Origin of the sequence: Chromobacterium fluminis, from assembly GCF_011602385.1 — a bacterium.
Taxonomy (GTDB): domain Bacteria; phylum Pseudomonadota; class Gammaproteobacteria; order Burkholderiales; family Chromobacteriaceae; genus Chromobacterium; species Chromobacterium fluminis.
On the sequence record NZ_JAAOMA010000039.1, the window covers coordinates 17,213 to 34,505 of the forward strand.

Sequence of the window (17,293 nt, forward strand, 5' to 3'; positions counted from 1 at the left end):
AAGCCGCCAGCCCGGAAAATGGGCCGGCGGCGAGGCCTGGGCTTAAGAATCTGTTCAAATTCAGCTGCGTGTCGTGAGACGTGACACGGAGAGTACCGCTTCGAAACGCTCATGTACCGTGTGTACACTCCGCTTTCTCAACTGTTTTCGCCTTGTCTCGCCTTAGCTCGAGAGATCGTAAACAGGTTCTAAGCGCCCATCAGACGTGCAGCAGCAGGAAGCGACGCTCCCACGGGCTGATCACGTCGAAGTACTCCCGGTACTCGGCTTCCTTGATGGCGCTGTAGGTGCGGATGAAGTGTTCGCCGAACAGATTGGTCAGCGGTTCGCACTTGAGCAGCATGTCGATGGCGTCGTCCAGGTGGCGCGGAAGTTGGTGAGGCTGCTCGTAGGCGCTGCCGGTCAGCGGGTCGGACGGCATCAGGCCCTGTTTCATGCCCAGATAACCGCAAGCCAGGCTGGCGGCGATGGCCAGATAGGGGTTGACGTCCACGCCGGCCAGGCGGTTTTCCACCCGCCGCGCCTGCGGGTCCGAGTGCGGCACGCGCAGGCCGCAGGTGCGGTTGTCGTAGCCCCAGGACAGGTTGATCGGCGCCGAGGTGTAGCGGCTTAGCCGGCGGTAGGAGTTCACATAGGGCGCGAAGAAGGGCATTGCCGGCGGCAGATAGTTTTGCAGGCCGCCGATGAAATGGAAGAATTTCTGCGAGGGCTGGCCGTCCTTCAGGCTGAAGATGTTCTTGCCGCTGTCCCTGTCCACCACGCTCTGGTGCAGGTGCATGGCGCTGCCGGGCTGGCCCTGCATCGGCTTGGCCATGAAAGTGGCGTACATATTGTTGCGGATCGCCACTTCGCGCACGGTGCGTTTGAACAGGAAGACCTGGTCCGCCAGCGCCAGCGGGTCGCCGTGGTCCAGATTGATTTCCATCTGGGCGGTGCCCATTTCGTGGATCAGGGTGTCCAGCGCCAGGCCCTGGGCTTCGCACCAGTCGTACATCACGTCGAAGATGCCGTCGTATTCGTTGACGGCATCGATGGAGAAGCTCTGCATGCCGGCTTCGGTGCGTTTGGTGCGGCCTACCGGCGGGCGCAGCGGGATGTCTTCGTCCGGCTGGATCTCCACCAGGTAGAACTCCATTTCCGGCGCCACCACGGCTTTGAGGCCTTCGTCTTCGTACAGCTTGAGGATGCGCTTGAGCACGTTGCGCGGCGCCAGGTCCACCGGGCTGCCGTCGAAAAAGGCGCAATCGTGGATGATCTGGGCGGTGGGCTCCAGGTTCCACGGCACCGGGCGCAGGGTGCTGGCGTCCGGGATCAGCCGCATGTCGGGGTCGGCGAGGGAGGTGAAGTCCTGGTCCGGGTAGTCCCCGGTCACGGTCATGGACAGCACGGCCTCCGGCAGGCGCAAGCCTTCGGCCGGATTGTATTTATGGCGCGGCACGATTTTGCCGCGGGCCAGCCCGGTCATGTCCGGGATCAGGCATTCCACTTCGGTGATGCGATTGTCGTCCAACCATTTGTTGATTTGTTCTGCGTTATTCATAAACCCTCTGTTGTCATGTGTGCGCGCCCGAGCTGCTGTCGCGCTGGGCGTCGTGCCTCAGCGTATGCGGCCGCTGCGCTTGTACTAAAAATAATCTACGGTCCAGTGTGCGGCAGCCGGGGCTGCGCGGGCAGGCGGGACGGGGCTGGAATCGGGCCCATTGATGGATCGGCAATCCGGGTGCTCCTCTCAGGTTTGGTTATACGGCGCAATGCCGCTTCAAATGGCATTGATCGTTTTTGGTTAGAAATGTTCAATATTTTGAACGAATGCATGCTAGTCCCGGCGCGTGGACATTCGCAATGATTATTGACGGGATGTCGGTCAGTTGTTGGTTTGCGGCAACAGGGAAATCTGACAAGGGGACTGTTAAGACTTCTTTATGAGTATTAGAATTAGACGATATGGAAAACGATACCGAACAGATAAAACCCGCTTCAGATTCCAACTCTCCATCGCCGAAACCGCGCCGCCGCTGGCTGCGCTGGGCGGCGGTTCCCATTGTGTTGCTGGGCCTGCTCTGGGGATTCCTGGGCTGGCTGGCGCCGGGCATGATCAGCGACGCGGCCGCCAAATGGGCGCAGGGCATAGGCCGCACGCTGAGCATGGGCGAGGTGAAGATCACGCCTTGGGACATGTCCCTGGAGGTGAGGGATCTCAAGCTGAGCGAGGGCGACGGCCGGCCGCTGTTCGCGGTGAAGCGGGCGTATCTGAACCTGGACCCGTCCATGCTGTTGATCGGCCGCTGGCAGGTGCAGGAGTTTTCCCTGGACGAACCACGGCTGGCCTTGGCGCGCAACCGCGCCGGTCAGTGGAACTGGGCACGCTTCGTCGCCGACGCCGCCGGGCCGGCCAAGCCCGAAGGCGGCTCGGACAAGCTGCCGCGGCTCTTGATCAAGGCCTTGAACATCCGCAAGGGCCAGGCGCAGCTGTCCGACCGGCTGGGCGGCGACGAGCGCTTTACCATGGTGCCGCTGAATCTGTCGCTGGTGGACCTGTCCACGCTGCCGGAAAACGGCAGTTACACGATGCAGGCCGCTTTGACCGACGGTACTCGCTTCAACTGGAAGGGCAGCATCAATCTGCAACCGCTGAAGTCCGACGGCGAGGCGCAGATGGCGGAACTGCCGCTGGCCTCGGTCTGGCCTTATGTGCAGCCGCATTTCAACACCGCCGCGCCGGAAGGGCGCTTGTCGGTGTCGGCGCGCTACCATTTTGAGATGTCCGGCAAAACGCCGGAACTGACGGTGTCGCCGTTCCGCGCCAGTCTGCTGCGCTTCGCGTTGAAAGCGCCGGGCGGCCGCAGCGAACTGACGATTCCGGAAGTCCGCGTCGAAGGCGGCGCGCTGGACTTGGCGCGTTCAATGTTGAAAGTGCAGTCCATCGAACTGGACCAGGGCCTGGCGATAGCCGGGCGGGACCGCGACGGAACGGTGGATTGGCAGAAGGCGATTCCGGCCGCGCCGGCCGTCGCCAAGCCTCAGCCGGCGGAAGCGCCGCTGCCGTGGTTGGTGAACATCGAGGCGATCAAGTTGCGCAACTGGCGCCTGAGCTATGCCGACCAGGGTTTTCGCCAGCCCTTGGCGCTGGAGGCCCAGTTGCCGCTGTTGTCCGGCCGCTTCGCCTTGTCGCCGGACCATGGCTTCGCGCTGACGGGCATGCTGGCGCGGTTGGACGAGCTGAAGCTGGGCGCGCAAGGCGCGGCACCGGTTTTGAGCCTCGCCAGCGCAGAACTGGCGTCCAGCCAGTTATTGCAACAAGGCCGCCGCATCGAGCCGGGCAAGCTGACGCTGAGCGGCCTTGAGGCCAAGGTGGAGCGCGACCGCGCCGGCCAGATCAATCTGGCCCGCTTGTTCGAGTCCGCCGGCCGTTCCAAACCGACCCCCGCGCCGGCGCGCCCCCAGGGGGAGGCGGCGCCGGCCTGGAAGTTCTCTTATCCGGAAATGGAACTGCGGGACAGCCAACTGAGCTGGACCGACCGCGGCCTGCCCAAACCGGTGAGCGTGGCCTTGTCCGGCCTGGGCGGCACGGTGGCGGTGGACGACGGCCAGCGGCTGGCGGTAGACCTGGCCGGCAAGCTCAACGGCGGCAAGCTGGCGGCCAAGGCCGATATCGACGCCGCCGCCGGCGCGTTCAAGGGCAAGCTACGCGCCGACGGAGTGCAGCTGGCGCCGTTGGCGCCGTACGCCTTGAGCGGCACGCCGCTGCGCTTCGGCGGCGGCGCGCTGTCGGTGGATCTGAATCTGGATGTCGGCGCGCGCGGCTGGCGCGTCGGCGGCTCAGCGGGCGTGGCGCGGCTGGCGGTGTATGAGCCGGGCGAGAAATTGCCCTTGTTGGGCTGGCGCGATCTGCAAGTGCGCGGCCTCAGCGCTCAGGGCATGCCGCTGAAAGTGGCGATCAACGATGTTCGGCTGCAAGGGCCGGCGGCGCGGCTGGTGTTGGACGACAAGCGCGAGCTCAACCTCAAGCGCCTGTTCGCCGGCCAGGGCGGCAAGCCGGCCGCACCTAAGGCCAAGGCGTCGCCGTTGCCCCAGGTGGAGGTGAAGTCTATTCATGTGCAGGGCGGCCGGGTGCAGTTCGCCGACCACGGCATGAAGCCGGACTTCGCCTCCGACATGCATAATCTGCGGGGCTCGATCCAGAACCTCTCCACCCGCGCCCAGCAGCGCGGCAATATCACGCTGGACGGCGATGTGGATCAGTTTGGCGACGTCAAGGTGCGCGGCGCGCTGTCGCCGCTGGCGCCCACCGACAACACCGACATCACCCTGGCTTTCCGCAATATCTCCATGGGCACGCTGAACCCGTATTCGATGAACTTCGCCGGCTGGCAGGTCAAGGACGGCCGCTTGTCGGTGGACCTGCGCTATCTGCTGGAGCAGCGCCAGCTCAAGGGCGAGAACCGGGTGGTGATCGATTCCCTGCAACTGGGCGACGAGCTGCCGGACAGTGAATACAAGGGCCCGCGGCTGCCGCTGCGGCTGGCGGTGGCCATTCTGGAGGACAGCGACAAACGCATCGATCTGGACTTGCCGGTGGCCGGCAGCCTGGACGATCCGCAGTTCAGCTACGGCAAGGTCATCTGGAAAGCCATCGTCAACGTGGTGACCAAGGTGGTGACCGCGCCGTTCCGCGCGCTGGGCGCCTTGCTGGGCGGCGAGGGCTTCGACGATATCCGCTTCGTGGCCGGCGAGGCCAATGTGACGCCGCCGGAGCGCGAGAAGCTGGTCAAAGTGGCCGGGCTGATGGTGAAGCGGCCCAAGCTGATGCTGTCCATCAGCGGCGGTTACAACACCGACGCGGACCGCAAGGAAATGGCGCGCGCGCAAACCGATCTGGCCATCTTCGCCGCCGCCGGCCATCAGTTGGGCGCCGGCGAGCCGCTGCCGCTGCCGGACATGCAGGACGGCGAAATCCTGTCCGCGGTCAAATCGGTGTACGGCAAGCAGATCGGCCGCTTCAAGCTGCTGGGCCACACGCTGAAGCCGGGCGGGCCGTCCGGCGCGGCCCTGGGCAAGCTGCTGCGCGACGAGTTGATCGCCGCGCAGAGCATCACCGACGCCAACCTGCAGCAACTGGCCAAGCAACGCGCCGCCAACGCGCGCGCGGCTATGATCAAGACCGATCCGGCTCTGCAGGAGCGCATCCAACTGGGCGAGCCGGTCAAGGTCTCCGCCGGTCGCGACGGGGTGCCGCTGGAGGTGAAACTGAAGACGCCGTGAGGCGGCCGCCGCGCGTCGTGTTTTTGCCCATGACGATAGGGAAAAGCGACGATGGGGTGGAATAGCGCTTGATATGTGTCAACGAACGGCGTAACTACATATAGTGTAATACGCCGTTTTTCTTTTCCAGATGTTGCGTATCGGACGTGTTGAAACCTTTTGCGGCCCACACAGTCCATTGCATGCTGGAAGGGGGCCGCCCTGGCCGCCGCAGGCCGCAATTCAAGAGGAACCGGGAACCATGAAGCAGGAAAACATCGCCGCCATGACCGAGCAGGACATCTCCCGCGAGGTATTGCTGGAAAAATACGCCAAGAACGGCGAACACAGCGTGAGCGAAGTGCGCCTGCGCGTGGCCAAGGCGCTGGCGGCGCTGGAAAGCGACCCGGCGCGTTTCGAGCCGCTGTTCTATCAAACGCTGGAAAACGGCTTTATTCCCGGCGGCCGCATCAATTCCGCCGCCGGCACCGATTTGCGCGCCACCTTGATCAATTGCTTCGTGCAGCCGGTGGGCGATTCGGTGTCCGAAACCGAAAACGGCAAGGTGGGCATTTACGAGGCGCTGCTGCAGGCCGCGGAAACCATGCGCCGCGGCGGCGGCGTCGGCTACAACTTCTCGCGCATCCGTCCCAAGGGCGCGCGAGTCAAGGGCACCAACAGCCGCGCGTCCGGCCCGGTGTCCTATATGCGGGTGTTCGACCGCAGCTGCGAGACGGTGGAATCCGCCGGCGCGCGCCGCGGCGCGCAGATGGGAGTGCTGGACATTTCTCACCCGGACGTGGAGGACTTCATCCACGCCAAGGACCAGGGCGATCTGCGCAATTTCAATATCTCGGTGGGGGTGTCCGACGACTTCATGCGCGCGGTGGAAGCGGACGTCGCCTGGGAGCTGACCCATGCGGTGGAACCCTCGTCCGACGCCTTCCCCGGCAGTTACCAGCGCGAGGACGGCCTGTGGGTCTACCGCGCCGTGCCGGCGCGCGAACTGTGGCGGCAGATCATGGCCTCCACCTACGACCACGCCGAGCCGGGCGTGCTGTTCATGACCCGCATCAACCAGGACAACAATCTGTCCTACTGCGAGGTGATCGAGTCCACCAACCCCTGCGGCGAACAGCCGCTGCCGGACTACGGCTGCTGCGATCTGGGTTCCATCAATCTGTGCCGCCACGTGCGTCAGCCCTTTGGGGACAAGCCCAGCTTCGACTTCAAGAGCTTCGAGAAAGTGGTGCGCATGTCGGTGCGCATGCTGGACAATGTGTTGGATCTGACGGTGTGGCCGCTGGAGGAACAGCAGCGCGAGGCGCAGGCCAAGCGGCGCGTCGGCCTGGGCTTCACCGGCCTGGGCGACGCGCTGATCATGCTGAAAATACGCTATGACAGCGAGGAGGGCCGCCGCTTCGCCAGCCGCATATCCGAGGCGATGCGCGACGCCGCCTACGACGCTTCGGTGGATCTCGCCATCGAGAAAGGCGGTTTCCCGCTGTTCGACGCCGACGCCTACCTGGCCGCGCCGCATTGCGCCAGCCGGCTGCCGGAGGCGATCAAGGCGCGCATCCGCAAGCACGGCATCCGCAACTCGCACCTATTGTCCATCGCGCCCACCGGCACCATTTCGCTGGCCTTCGCCGACAATGCCTCCAACGGCATCGAACCGCCGTTCTCCTGGTTCTACACCCGCAAGAAGCGCATGGCCGACGGCAGCCAGCAGGAATACCTGGTGGAAGACCACGCCTACCGTGTTTACCGGATGCAGGGCGGGGACACCAACGCCTTGCCGGAGTATTTCGTCTCCGCGCTGGAAATGAGCGCGCTGGACCATATGCGCATGGTGGCGGCGGTGGCGCCCTATATCGACACCGCCATTTCCAAGACGGTGAACGTGCCCGGCGATTACCCCTTCGACGATTTCGAAAGCCTGTACCTGGAAGCCTGGCGCGCCGGCCTGAAGGGCATCACCACCTACCGGCCCAATAGCGTGCTGGGTTCGGTGTTGTCGGTGGAGCCGGCCAAGCCCAGCGCCGCCACGCCGCAGGACCTGTCCGGCAACGGCGACGGCGATCCGGACCGCCGCGTGGTGCTCAATACCGCGCCGACACCGGCGCTGTCCAGCCTGAAATGGCCGAACCGGCCCAAGCTGAAGGAAGGCAACCCGTCGTGGACATTCATGGTGGAAGGCGACGCCGGCGATTTCGCCGTAGTGGTGGGCCATGTGGAGAACGGCCGGGTGTCGCCGTTTGAATGCTGGGTCAACGCCACCGAGGAACAGCGCGGCCTGGGCGCGGTGGCCAAAACCCTGTCCATGGACATGCGCTGCCGCGACCACGGGTGGCTGGCGGCCAAGCTGGACGCGCTGTCGCATACCAACGGCGACAAACGCTATGTGTTCGATCTGGGCGAGCGCACCGTCTACGCCACCTCGGCCTCGGCGGCCCTGGGCAAGGTGGTGCGCCACCGCGTCGAGCAGTTGGGCGCGCTGCCGGCGGATCAAAACGAGCCGACGCCGGTAATGGACGCGCTGTTCGCGCGCAAGGAGCCCAAGTCCGGCACCGACGGCACCATGAGTTGGTCGGTAGACGTCAGCAACCCGCAAACCGGCGACGACTTCGTGCTCTTCATCAAGGAGCTGGTGCTGCCCAACGGCCAGCGCCGGCCGTATTCCATGTGGCTGGCTGGCGCCTACCCGCGCGAACTGGACGGCCTGTGCAAGATGCTGAGCCTGGACATGCGGGTGATAGACCCGGCCTGGATCGGCCTCAAGCTGCGCAAGCTGCTGAGCTACGCCGAGCCGCAGGGCGATTTCTTCGCCCGCATCCCCGGCGTGGAGAAGTCGCAGAGCTGGCCGTCCACGGTTGCTTACCTGGCGCAGTTGATCATCCACCGCTACGCGATGCTGGGGGTGCTGACCGAGGAGGGCGTGCCGCTGGAAGAGATGGGGGTGATGGTGCCGGAGCAGAGCGATCTGTTCAGCCCGGAAGCCAGCTCCGCCTTGAAACAGGTGCCGGGCAAGCCCTGCCCGGAGTGCGGCAACCACGCCTTGATCAAGAAGGACGGTTGCGAGTTTTGCACCGCCTGCGGTCATGTCGGCGCTTGCGGTTGAGCTTTAGACGGGTTGGCTAATGCAATGGCCCCGGCAAATGCCGGGGCCATTGTCGTTTGGAGCAAGCGTCAATACAGCCCGTGTTGAACCGCCTTGCTGCGGCACTGCACATAGGGCAGGCCGTTGGGTTTGCCCGGGAAGGAATAGCTTTCCCCCACCTTGCTCAACATCGCCGCGCTGCTGCCCTTGCGCTGGGTTTTCTTGATCGCGGCCTTGATGGCGGCGTCGTCGCCGTCGACGAACAGCGCCAGGAAGCCGCCGTCCGCCTCGGACAGCTGCACCGAGCGTATCGGCAGACCGCCGTAGTCATAGCCTCCTTGCAAGGCCAGCTCGTGTTCCCATATCTGATTGGGCGTGGTGCCGGCGGCGGCGGCCAGCAGTTTGGCGACGCCGTTGTCGCTGAGGTTGAGATTGTGGCAGCTCAGCTGCGCCGCCAAGGCCTTGTTCTTGCCGCCGCCGGCCTGGGCGCCGCCGGCCGCTTTGCTCAGACGATAAACGCCGTCGAAGGGCACATCGCCGAAGGCGCTGGCGCACCGCTCCATCTGCACTTGCACCGCGGAGGTCTGGGGCAGGACGTTCATCGTGCAGATGCCTTCGCTATAGCGCCACTGTCCGCCGTTGGCCTGCAACTGTCCGCTGCCGGAGCCGGAGCGCAGTTGGCCGGGTTTGCCTTTTTGCATGACTTCCAGTTCGAACTTGCCGTTGGGGCGTATGGTCAGCGTGCGCTCGAACTGTTTGTCGGAGCCGTCGTAGACGCCGGGAGCCATCGGGGCGGCGGCGCCGTCCGCGGCGGGATCTTTTTGCAGCGCCTTCTTGATGCCGTCCTTGAGAATGGCGCCCAGGTCGAAGGTTTCGGCGTGGGCCGCCAGCGGCAGCGCCGCGGCCAGCGCCAGCGCGGCGGCGAAGTGTTTGCGGTTTGCATTGGTCATGAAAGAGGCCGTTTAAGTGGCGTTGCGATGAAATGAGGTGCCGGCGTATGCCTTGATTATTTAAATTTATCAGGACATTAGCATGCCGATTCACCGAAAACAACTTGGCGGGGGCGTGATAAAAACCAAGAAGCGGACAAACTGGCCTAAGAGCCTGTTCATAGTCTCGCGCCTATCGGCGCGCGCCCGGCAAGTCCGTATCCAGGGGATGGGCTTGGCGGGCGCGGTTTGCGGCGGCGCGCGATGGCGCGCCGGGAAGGGGGGCGCTTAGGCCAGGTCGGTAATCACCAGCATGGCGATGTTGAAGTAAATCACCAGACCGGTGCCGTCGATGAAGGTGGCGATGAAAGGCGCCGACACCACGGCCGGGTCGATGCGCATTTTCTTCAGCAACATCGGAATAATGGAGGAGACGATGGCGCTCCAGATGGTGATGGCGATCAGCGTCAGACACACCACCAAGGCCACTTCGTCGCCCACGCCTAGCATCCAGGCCCGTATCCAGGCCACGACGCCGATGGCCAGCGCAATCATGAAGGACGTGGTCACCTCTTTGCGCAATACCGTGCCGATGTTGCGGAGGCTGACTTCGCCCATCGCCATCGCTCGCACCAGGGTGGAGGTGATCTGGGTGCCGCTGTTGCCGCCGGTGCCGATCAGCAGCGGGATGAAGAAGGCCAGCGCGATGGCGGCTTCCAGCTGCTCTTCAAACACTTGCAGAATGGTGCTGGTGTAGGCTTCCGCGAAGAACAGCAGCAGCAGCCAGGGCAGGCGTTTTTTCCACAAGCTCCACGGGGAGCTTTCCAGGTAGGAAGTTTCCAGCGGCAGGCTGGCGCCCTGGCGTTGAGCGTCGTCGGTGCCTTCGTCGCGGATCAGCGCGGCGATTTCCTTTTCGTACAGGGCGCCCAGCAGTTTGCCGCCGCTGACAACCGGCGCGAGATCCACGCCCTTGTCTATCAGTTCCGGCACGATGTCGCGGCGCTGTTGGTTAGGCTCGACGACAAAGGAGGTGGGGCCCATCAGCGCGGAAACCGGCAGAGTCAGGTCCGTTTCGGTCAGCAGGCGCTTGACCGAGAGTTGACCATGCAGGAAACGACTGCCGTCGATGACGAAAATCTGGGCGGGAATGTCTTCGTCGCGCAGCTGTTTGAGCATGTGCTCGCGAGCTTCGCTGACTTTCATGTCGCGGCTGAGGGTGATCAGCGAGTCGCTCATGTAGGAGGCGACGGTTTCTTTCAGATTGACTTCGTTTGCCTGAGCGGTAGGCAGAGTGATGCTTGCAAAAGACATTTTGAGGTATTCCCCGTTAGCTGTTTTATAACCACAAACAGTTGTCGCAATGGGGGCGTAAACCAGAAGAGAGAGTGCAGAAAAGCTATCTCCGCGTCTAAGTTTTGGCACTATGCAACGTATCCCGACTGCATGCGGGAAGTCACTTTGGGCTATACCTTAATCCGATAAAGCCTGTCCTAACCTTGGGCGTCTCTCGACGTCGTCAGATCAGTGACCTGTGTTTGCATAGGAGCCTCGCCGAACGAGACACTGCATCTGAGAACCGCTGATCTTTGTCCGGAGGCCGTGTTGCGGCTTGGGCTGGATCATGTGTGCGGTCCTGAATGGAAGGCCGGGCTTGTGGCCGGGCGGTTCCGGCGCCGGACTCGACGCCGCTCTAGCGGCGGTGCGTCGCGTTGGGCGCGGTTTTACTGGACGATCACCTCCTTGTTTTGTTTGGACTACGGTTTAGAACCTGTTCAATGTCTGCCGTGCTTCAACGCTGTATCGCGCGACGCGCAGCAGATCGTAAACAGGTTCTTAGGGAGCGCGGGCGGGCGGCGTGCGCCGCCTGCCAGCGCCGTCTTCGTCGCGACGGGTGTCATGGTGCAGTGCAGTAGAGTCGCGACGAATAACGGTTATGAAAGAATGGGTATCAAGTAGTTCCGTAATTTTTCACAGTTTGTGTAATAAAACTCGTTTGCATGGAAAATTTCCGCAAACATGCCATGCGGCCGAATGATTGATGCCAATCACATGTGTTTTTCGAATTGGCTGACCAGGCGGCGCAGATCGCTGGCGGTGGTGTGCAGCTTCTGCGCCACTTGCAGGGTGGCGGCGATGCTGTGGCTGTTCTGTTCGGTCAGCGTGCTCATGGTTTCCATGCTCTGAGCCACCTCGGTGGAGGCGGATGATTGCTGTTGCAGCATATTGGCGACGCTGGAGGACGATTCCGCCACTTTCTCGTTGGCGTTGCGGATTGCTTCCAGCCCCTGGGCGGCGGCTTGTATGGTTTCCTCCGCGGTATGGACTTTGTTTACCGCGGCCTTCACTTCCTCCAGCGCCTCCTGGGAGCGTTCGCGCAGGAAGGACACCGATTGCTCTATCTCCAGCGTGTTGCCGGCGGTGCGTTCCGCCAACTTGCGCACTTCGTCGGCCACCACGGCGAAACCGCGGCCTTGTTCGCCGGCGCGGGCCGCTTCTATCGCCGCGTTCAAGGCCAATAGATTGGTCTGGTTGGCGATGTCCTTGATCACGCCGGTGACGGTGTTGATCGACTCCACCGATTGCTCCAGTTTGATGATGATGTCGCGGGTGCAGGACACCTCGCTGACCACGGCCTGAGCCGCCTGACGGGTGTCGCTCATCTGGGCTTCGCCCTGGCTGGCCAGTTCGGTCGCCTGGTCGGCGAACTCGGCTCCGGTGCGGGTGGACTGCGAAATTTCGTTTACCGACACGGACAGCTGCTGCAAGGCGGCGGCCACCCGGGTGATGCCTTCCAAGGTGGTTTCGCCGCGGGCGTTCAACGATTCGGCTTCGGCGTGGGTGGCGGTGGCGGCCTCGCTGACGTCTTCCGCACCGGCGACGACATCGGCGAGAATGGCGCGCAAATGGATGCGCAGGGTTTCCATCTCTTCCAGCACCGCGCGGGGTTCGCGCGAGCCGGAGGCCGGTATCTGGGCGCTGAAGTCGCCCTCGGCCAGCCGCATCAACGCGCGCCGCGCCGCGTCTATCGGTCGCGCCAGCCAAAGCCCGGCCAGATAAGAGGCGGCCAAGGCCCATGTCGCCGCCAGCGCCAGCAGCGTCAGGCGCAAGAGGCCGTCGCTAGCCGCGCCGCTCAGGATTAGCGCCGCGGCGGGCAATTGCGCGCACAGCAAAAGCCAGGCCGTTGCCGGCGGGGCGGCGTGGCGGGTTTCCGGAAACGCTTGGCGGCGCTCGCGGACACTGGCGTAAAGCTGTTCTGCGTCGGCGGTCTGCTGTTTGGACGGCGCGCTGCGCACCGACATATAACCCACCGGCCGGCCGCCTTCGCAGATCGGCGTGACGTAGGCTTCCACCCAGTAGAAATGCCCTTGCTTCGTGCGATTCTTGACCAGCCCCTTCCATGGGCGGCCCGACTTGATGGTGGTCCATAGGTCGTCGAAGGCGGCTTGCGGCATGTCCGGGTGGCGCACGATATTGTGCGGCTGCCCAATCAGCTCTTCTTCGCTGAAACCGCTAATGTCGATGAAGGCGCGATTGGCGTAAGTGATCTGGCCCTTTAGATCGGTCTTGGTGACGATGGGGCGGTGAGGCAACAAGAACACCTCGGTGCCATCCACGGGAAGATTGCTTCTCATTGCCGGACCTCCTGCTTGACGTTGTCGGAAAACGACGCGGGAGGCGGATCGGCGCGGCGGTCCGCCGGCGGCGCCGGTGGCGATCATTCAATTCGGGTCAATCCGGGCGAAGTTTGTTGTTTGCCGCGCTATTTGATTGATTGAGATGAAGTTTCGCCTTGGCGGCTCCCAATGGAGATATAGAACAAAAGTGCAGCGCCATGCGGCAAAGTTTGATGCGTTTTTGGTAAAAGTAAAAATCCATGGCTGAAAATTTCCAGGCAAATTCAGCATCTTCCTATTTCTTTCGTTTGAGCCGGCTGAGGAGAATAGCGCTCCAACTGGGACAGAGAACATGCCATGGAATCTATAATCTCCAAACCCGGCCCGGCGCCGATGCGGGTCTTGATCGTGGACGATCATGATGTGCAGCGCTGCGCCCTGAGCCAGGCTTTGCGCCAAGTGGGAATCGAGCGCATCGATGAGGCGCGCGACGGCGCTGGCGCGCTCGAACAGCTCAAGCGGCATCGCTATGATTTGATGATTAGCGATCTCAACATGCCGGGAATGGACGGCATCCTGCTGTTGCGCCATCTGGCCGGCTTGCAAGCGGTGCCGCCCATCGTGTTCAACAGTTCGCTGTCCAAGGACATGTTGATGGGCGCTTATCGCGTGGCGGCGTTTCACAATCTGCCGGTGATAGGCAGCTTGAACACGCCTTTGTCCATGGAACAGTTATGCAAGTTGTGGCAGACGGTTGCGCGGCGGCCGGCGTGGGATGGCGCTACGTCGGGGTTTGACCGGCAGGAGTTGGAGCGGGCGCTGCGGCGTGGAGAAATCCTGCCCTGGTATCAGCCGCAGGCGGATCCGGGTTTGTTGAGAGTGATGGGGGTGGAGGCGCTGGCGCGCTGGCATCATCCCGAGTTGGGCTTGCTGGAGCCGTCTGCGTTTTTGCCCGGCCTCGAGCATTACGGCCTGGACGAGGACTTGTTCTTCTCCATCTTCCGCTCTGCGGCGGAGGATTATCGCCGTTGGAGCGGACAAGTGGCCTTGTCCGGTTTGAGGGTCTCGATCAACCTCACCGCCAGCCAGTTTTGTAACCCTGAACTACCGTCCAGCCTGGCTGAAGCGGCGGAAGAGTTGGGCATGGCCCCGGCCCTGCTGACGCTGGAGCTGACTGAAACCCAGCGGCTCAAAAACATTTATCAGGCGCTGGAAAACGTGATACGGCTGCGCATGGCCGGTTTTCGCGTCTCCTTGGACGATGTGGGCTGCGGTTACAACGGTTTGGAATACCTGCGCGAGCTGCCGGTCAGCGCGATCAAGATAGACCGCGCGCTGGTGGCCGGCGCCGCCGGCGACAGCGTGGCGAGGGAGATCCTCGAGTCCACCATCAGGCTGGCCAAGGACCGCAATATCCAAGTGGTGGCGGAAGGCATCGGCGAAGAGACGGATTTGCAATTGATGCTGCGCCTGGGAGTGGATTACGTACAAGGCTATTTGCTGGGCTGGCCGATGCCGGCCGACGAAGTGCCGGAGTATTTGCGTCGGCGCGGACAGGGCTAGTTCAGAGGGTCAACCCGGTTTGCCGTCGGCTCGCCGTCGCCAGTAGCTGGGCATGAAAGCGCGGCCCCAGGCCGCCAGCGTCAACAGCCAGCCTATGGCTGCCGCGCCGTACAGCCAGCCGGACCAGACGCCGGGCAGCATTTCAGTGGCCACCCGGGTCAGCGCCAACCAGTGCGCGGCCAGGTAGAGCCGCCACAAACCGGGACCGGCTTGCAAAGGCTGGCCGGAGTGGCCCAGCGTTACTCGCGACACAAAGGCGATCATCATGGTCAGGAAGAAGCCGACGGTGACGGCGTGCAGCGCCGCCAGCGCCAGGCGCGGGGAAGCCAGCCAGCCGTTGAGCGCGTACAGGCCGAAACCGATTGGCAGCCAGGCGAAAGCCAGATGCAACATGCCCAGCAGCCGCACCCGCAGCGCCGCCGCCAGCCGCCAGCGCCAGCAGACATAGGCGAGCAGTGCGGCCAGCGCCGCGTCCAGCGGCCAACTGGGCAGGCCGAAACCGTCCAGCAGGCCATGGCCCAGCGAGCCGGTCAGCATGGCGGCCAGCAGCCAGCCCGGCCGCCAGGGCTGATACTGGGGCAGCGCGTTGGCTGAAAAGAAGGGCAGCATGCGGTGGCAGACGGTTAGGAACACCGGCAAGAGAAAGCCCCACAAGGCCAGATTGCGCATCCACAGCCAGGCCTGGCCGTCCTGAAAGATCAGCCAGTAAGCGCCGGCCAGCAGCGCCAGCACGCCGCAGAACAGGGCGGCCAGCACCGCGCAGGCGTGGCGGCGGTCCGGCTGCGGGCTGGCCAGCAGCAGGCAGGCGAAAGTCAGCGCCAAGCCGCTGAAGCCCAGTGTGTACAAGGCGTGCCCGGTTAGCGTCCAGGCCATGCCTCGCCACAGTCCGGCCAGCCACAGCAGCAGCCCGCCGACCATCAGCGCCGGCACGCCGACGAAGACGATGCGGCCGGGCGGCTCCACGCCCAGCCAGCGCGGGCCGGCGGTGAATAGAAAGCCGGTCATGAACAGCGGGAAGAAACCGAACAGCATCAGGAAGCCGTGGGCAAGCGAAGAGGGCACCGCCAGCGCGGCGTGGACGCCGAGCAAGCGGCTAGTCAGCTCGGCGCTCCAGGCTGCCAGCAGCAGAATGGCGAACAGCATGCCGGGCAGAAAGGCGGCGCGATGCGGCGCCTGAGCCAGCATCGCCGCGGGGTGGGGGTGTTTCATCGCGGACTCGGAAAAGGGGTGGGCGCCTCAGTATCGCCGCGCCGGGGCCGGCGCGGACATGATTTGGATCAAGGCTTTCCGGGGCTTAAGCGCGTTGCTGCAGGAGTTCCGACACGTCGCGCACCACTTGCACCACTTCCTTGGCGCCGGCGCGGATCTCGGCGATGGAATCGCGGGCCTGCTCGGACAGCTGCAGGCTGGTGTCGGCCAGGCCGCGCACCTGCTGCATGGAGGTGATGGCGGACTTGGAGTCTTCCTGGATGCTGCGCACGATGCCGGAGATCTCGCCGGTGGATTGGCTGGTGCGCTCGGCCAGCTTGCGCACTTCGTCCGCCACCACGGCGAAGCCGCGACCCATCTCGCCGGCGCGCGCGGCCTCAATCGCCGCGTTCAAGGCCAAGAGATTGGTCTGGTCGGCGATCTCGCTGATGGTGCTGATGATGGTGCCGATCTGACCGGAGCTGTCGCCCAGCTTGGTGATGATGATGGAGGAGCTTTCCACGCTGGACGCCACCTTGGTGATTTCGCTGGCGGCCTGTTCCAACACCGCGCTGCCCTTGACCGACAGTTGCTCGGTATTGACCGAGACGTCCACCGCCGATTGGGCGTTCTCCGCCTGGGCTTGCAATTGTTGCACCCTGCGACTGATGTCCTGGGCGAACTTGACCACCCGCACCGGCTTGCCGTTGAGGTCGTAGACCGGGTTGTAAGTGGCCTCAAGCCAGATAGTCTGCCCGTTTTTGCTCAGGCGCTTGAACTGGCCCTGGAAAAACTTGCCTTGGCGCAGCTGGCGCCAGAACTCCGCGTAGTCGGGGCTGGCGGCGTAGTCTGCGTCGCAGAGTATGCGGTGATGCTTGCCGCGGATTTCGGCCAGCGTATAGCCAAAGGTATTGAGGAAGTTTTCGTTGGCGTCCTGGATATTGCCGTCCAGATCAAATTCGATCTGGGCCATGGAGCGGCTGATCGCCAGGCGGATGGCCTGATCGTTTTGCTCTCTATGCACTTGCTCGGAGATGTCGGACGCCACCTTGACCACGCCGCACACCTGGCCGTCGCTGGACAGTACCGGGGTGTAGCTGGCTTCCAGCCATATTTCCTCGCCGTTCTTCGCAAAGCGGCTGAAGCGGCCGTTGACTGGCTCGCCGCGCTTCAGCTTTTGCCAGAATTCGGCGTAGGCGGGGCTGGAAACATGGTGCTTGTCGCAGAAGATGCGGTGATGCTTGCCGATGATTTCTTCTCGCCGGTAGCCCATGGTGCGCAGGAAGTTTTCATTGGCGTTGGTGACGATGCCGTCGGGAGTGAATTGTATCATCGCCATGGAACGGTCGATGGCGGATAGCATGCCGCGCAGGCCGTCCAGTTGGCCAGTCAGCTCGTTGAGCCGCTCTTTGAGTTTTCCGGAAAATAAGGGCATGGCAGCCTCCATTGTCATTGCCATTCAGGAGTGCCATTGGAGCACGCCAAGCTCATTTTAAATTAATACATTCCACATGATTTGAAAGGAAAATTTACTTTTGAATGAATTTCTTATTACTGGGCGGCCTTGGCCGTAGGCACGGATTAATAGTGTATCCAGCTATGGCGTCAATAACATCTCGCCATTGATTGGCGGCGGATTTAAGACAAATGCAAAAGCC

At 63.2% G+C, this 17,293-nt stretch carries 10 protein-coding genes and 1 riboswitch; of the genes, 3 read left to right on the forward strand and 7 right to left on the reverse strand.

What is annotated here, in order from left to right; all coding sequences use genetic code 11:
- Positions 1 to 199: 199 nt before the first annotated feature.
- A complete protein-coding gene (locus HA052_RS21030) occupies positions 200 to 1,540 on the reverse strand; it encodes a glutamine synthetase family protein (RefSeq protein WP_166453446.1) in 1,341 nt (446 codons plus the stop codon).
- Positions 1,541 to 1,944: 404 nt separating this feature from the next.
- On the opposite strand from HA052_RS21030, the gene HA052_RS21035 reads away from it, so the two are divergent.
- Complete coding sequence (locus tag HA052_RS21035; RefSeq protein ID WP_166453447.1) at positions 1,945 to 5,262, forward strand: DUF748 domain-containing protein; 3,318 nt, start codon at positions 1,945 to 1,947, stop codon at positions 5,260 to 5,262.
- A gap of 241 nt (positions 5,263 to 5,503) precedes the next feature.
- Positions 5,504 to 8,362: an adenosylcobalamin-dependent ribonucleoside-diphosphate reductase gene (locus HA052_RS21040; protein ID WP_166453448.1), complete on the forward strand. Its 2,859-nt coding sequence runs from the start codon at positions 5,504 to 5,506 to the stop codon at positions 8,360 to 8,362.
- 68 nt (positions 8,363 to 8,430) lie between these two features.
- On the opposite strand, the gene HA052_RS21045 is transcribed toward HA052_RS21040, so the two are convergent.
- The 4 genes from HA052_RS21045 to HA052_RS21060 form a co-directional block, all read right to left on the reverse strand.
- Positions 8,431 to 9,291, reverse strand: a complete 861-nt coding sequence (locus HA052_RS21045; RefSeq protein ID WP_166453449.1) for a hypothetical protein — start codon at positions 9,289 to 9,291, stop codon at positions 8,431 to 8,433.
- A 267-nt stretch (positions 9,292 to 9,558) separates the two neighbouring features.
- Positions 9,559 to 10,581 carry a magnesium transporter gene (locus HA052_RS21050; RefSeq protein WP_081550688.1) on the reverse strand — a complete coding sequence of 341 codons (1,023 nt, stop codon included), beginning with the start codon at positions 10,579 to 10,581 and terminating at the stop codon, positions 9,559 to 9,561.
- A gap of 82 nt (positions 10,582 to 10,663) precedes the next feature.
- Positions 10,664 to 10,837: riboswitch (M-box (ykoK) riboswitch) on the reverse strand.
- A gap of 478 nt (positions 10,838 to 11,315) precedes the next feature.
- Positions 11,316 to 12,902 carry a methyl-accepting chemotaxis protein gene (locus HA052_RS21055; RefSeq protein ID WP_166453450.1) on the reverse strand — a complete coding sequence of 529 codons (1,587 nt, stop codon included), beginning with the start codon at positions 12,900 to 12,902 and terminating at the stop codon, positions 11,316 to 11,318.
- Positions 12,903 to 12,999: 97 nt separating this feature from the next.
- Complete coding sequence (locus tag HA052_RS21060) at positions 13,000 to 13,146, reverse strand: hypothetical protein (protein WP_166453451.1); 147 nt, start codon at positions 13,144 to 13,146, stop codon at positions 13,000 to 13,002.
- 95 nt (positions 13,147 to 13,241) lie between these two features.
- Here HA052_RS21060 and HA052_RS21065 point away from each other — a divergent pair, with 95 nt between their 5' ends.
- On the forward strand, positions 13,242 to 14,447 hold the full coding sequence (locus HA052_RS21065) for an EAL domain-containing response regulator (protein ID WP_081550682.1): 1,206 nt from the start codon (positions 13,242 to 13,244) through the stop codon (positions 14,445 to 14,447).
- A 9-nt stretch (positions 14,448 to 14,456) separates the two neighbouring features.
- Here the strand turns inward: HA052_RS21065 and HA052_RS21070 are convergent, their stop codons facing one another.
- Together HA052_RS21070 and HA052_RS21075 are read right to left on the reverse strand one after the other, a co-directional pair.
- On the reverse strand, positions 14,457 to 15,656 hold the full coding sequence (locus HA052_RS21070) for an NnrS family protein (protein ID WP_166453452.1): 1,200 nt from the start codon (positions 15,654 to 15,656) through the stop codon (positions 14,457 to 14,459).
- An 85-nt stretch (positions 15,657 to 15,741) separates the two neighbouring features.
- A complete protein-coding gene (locus HA052_RS21075) occupies positions 15,742 to 17,070 on the reverse strand; it encodes a methyl-accepting chemotaxis protein (protein ID WP_081550714.1) in 1,329 nt (442 codons plus the stop codon).
- Between the last annotated feature and the right edge of the window lie 223 nt (positions 17,071 to 17,293).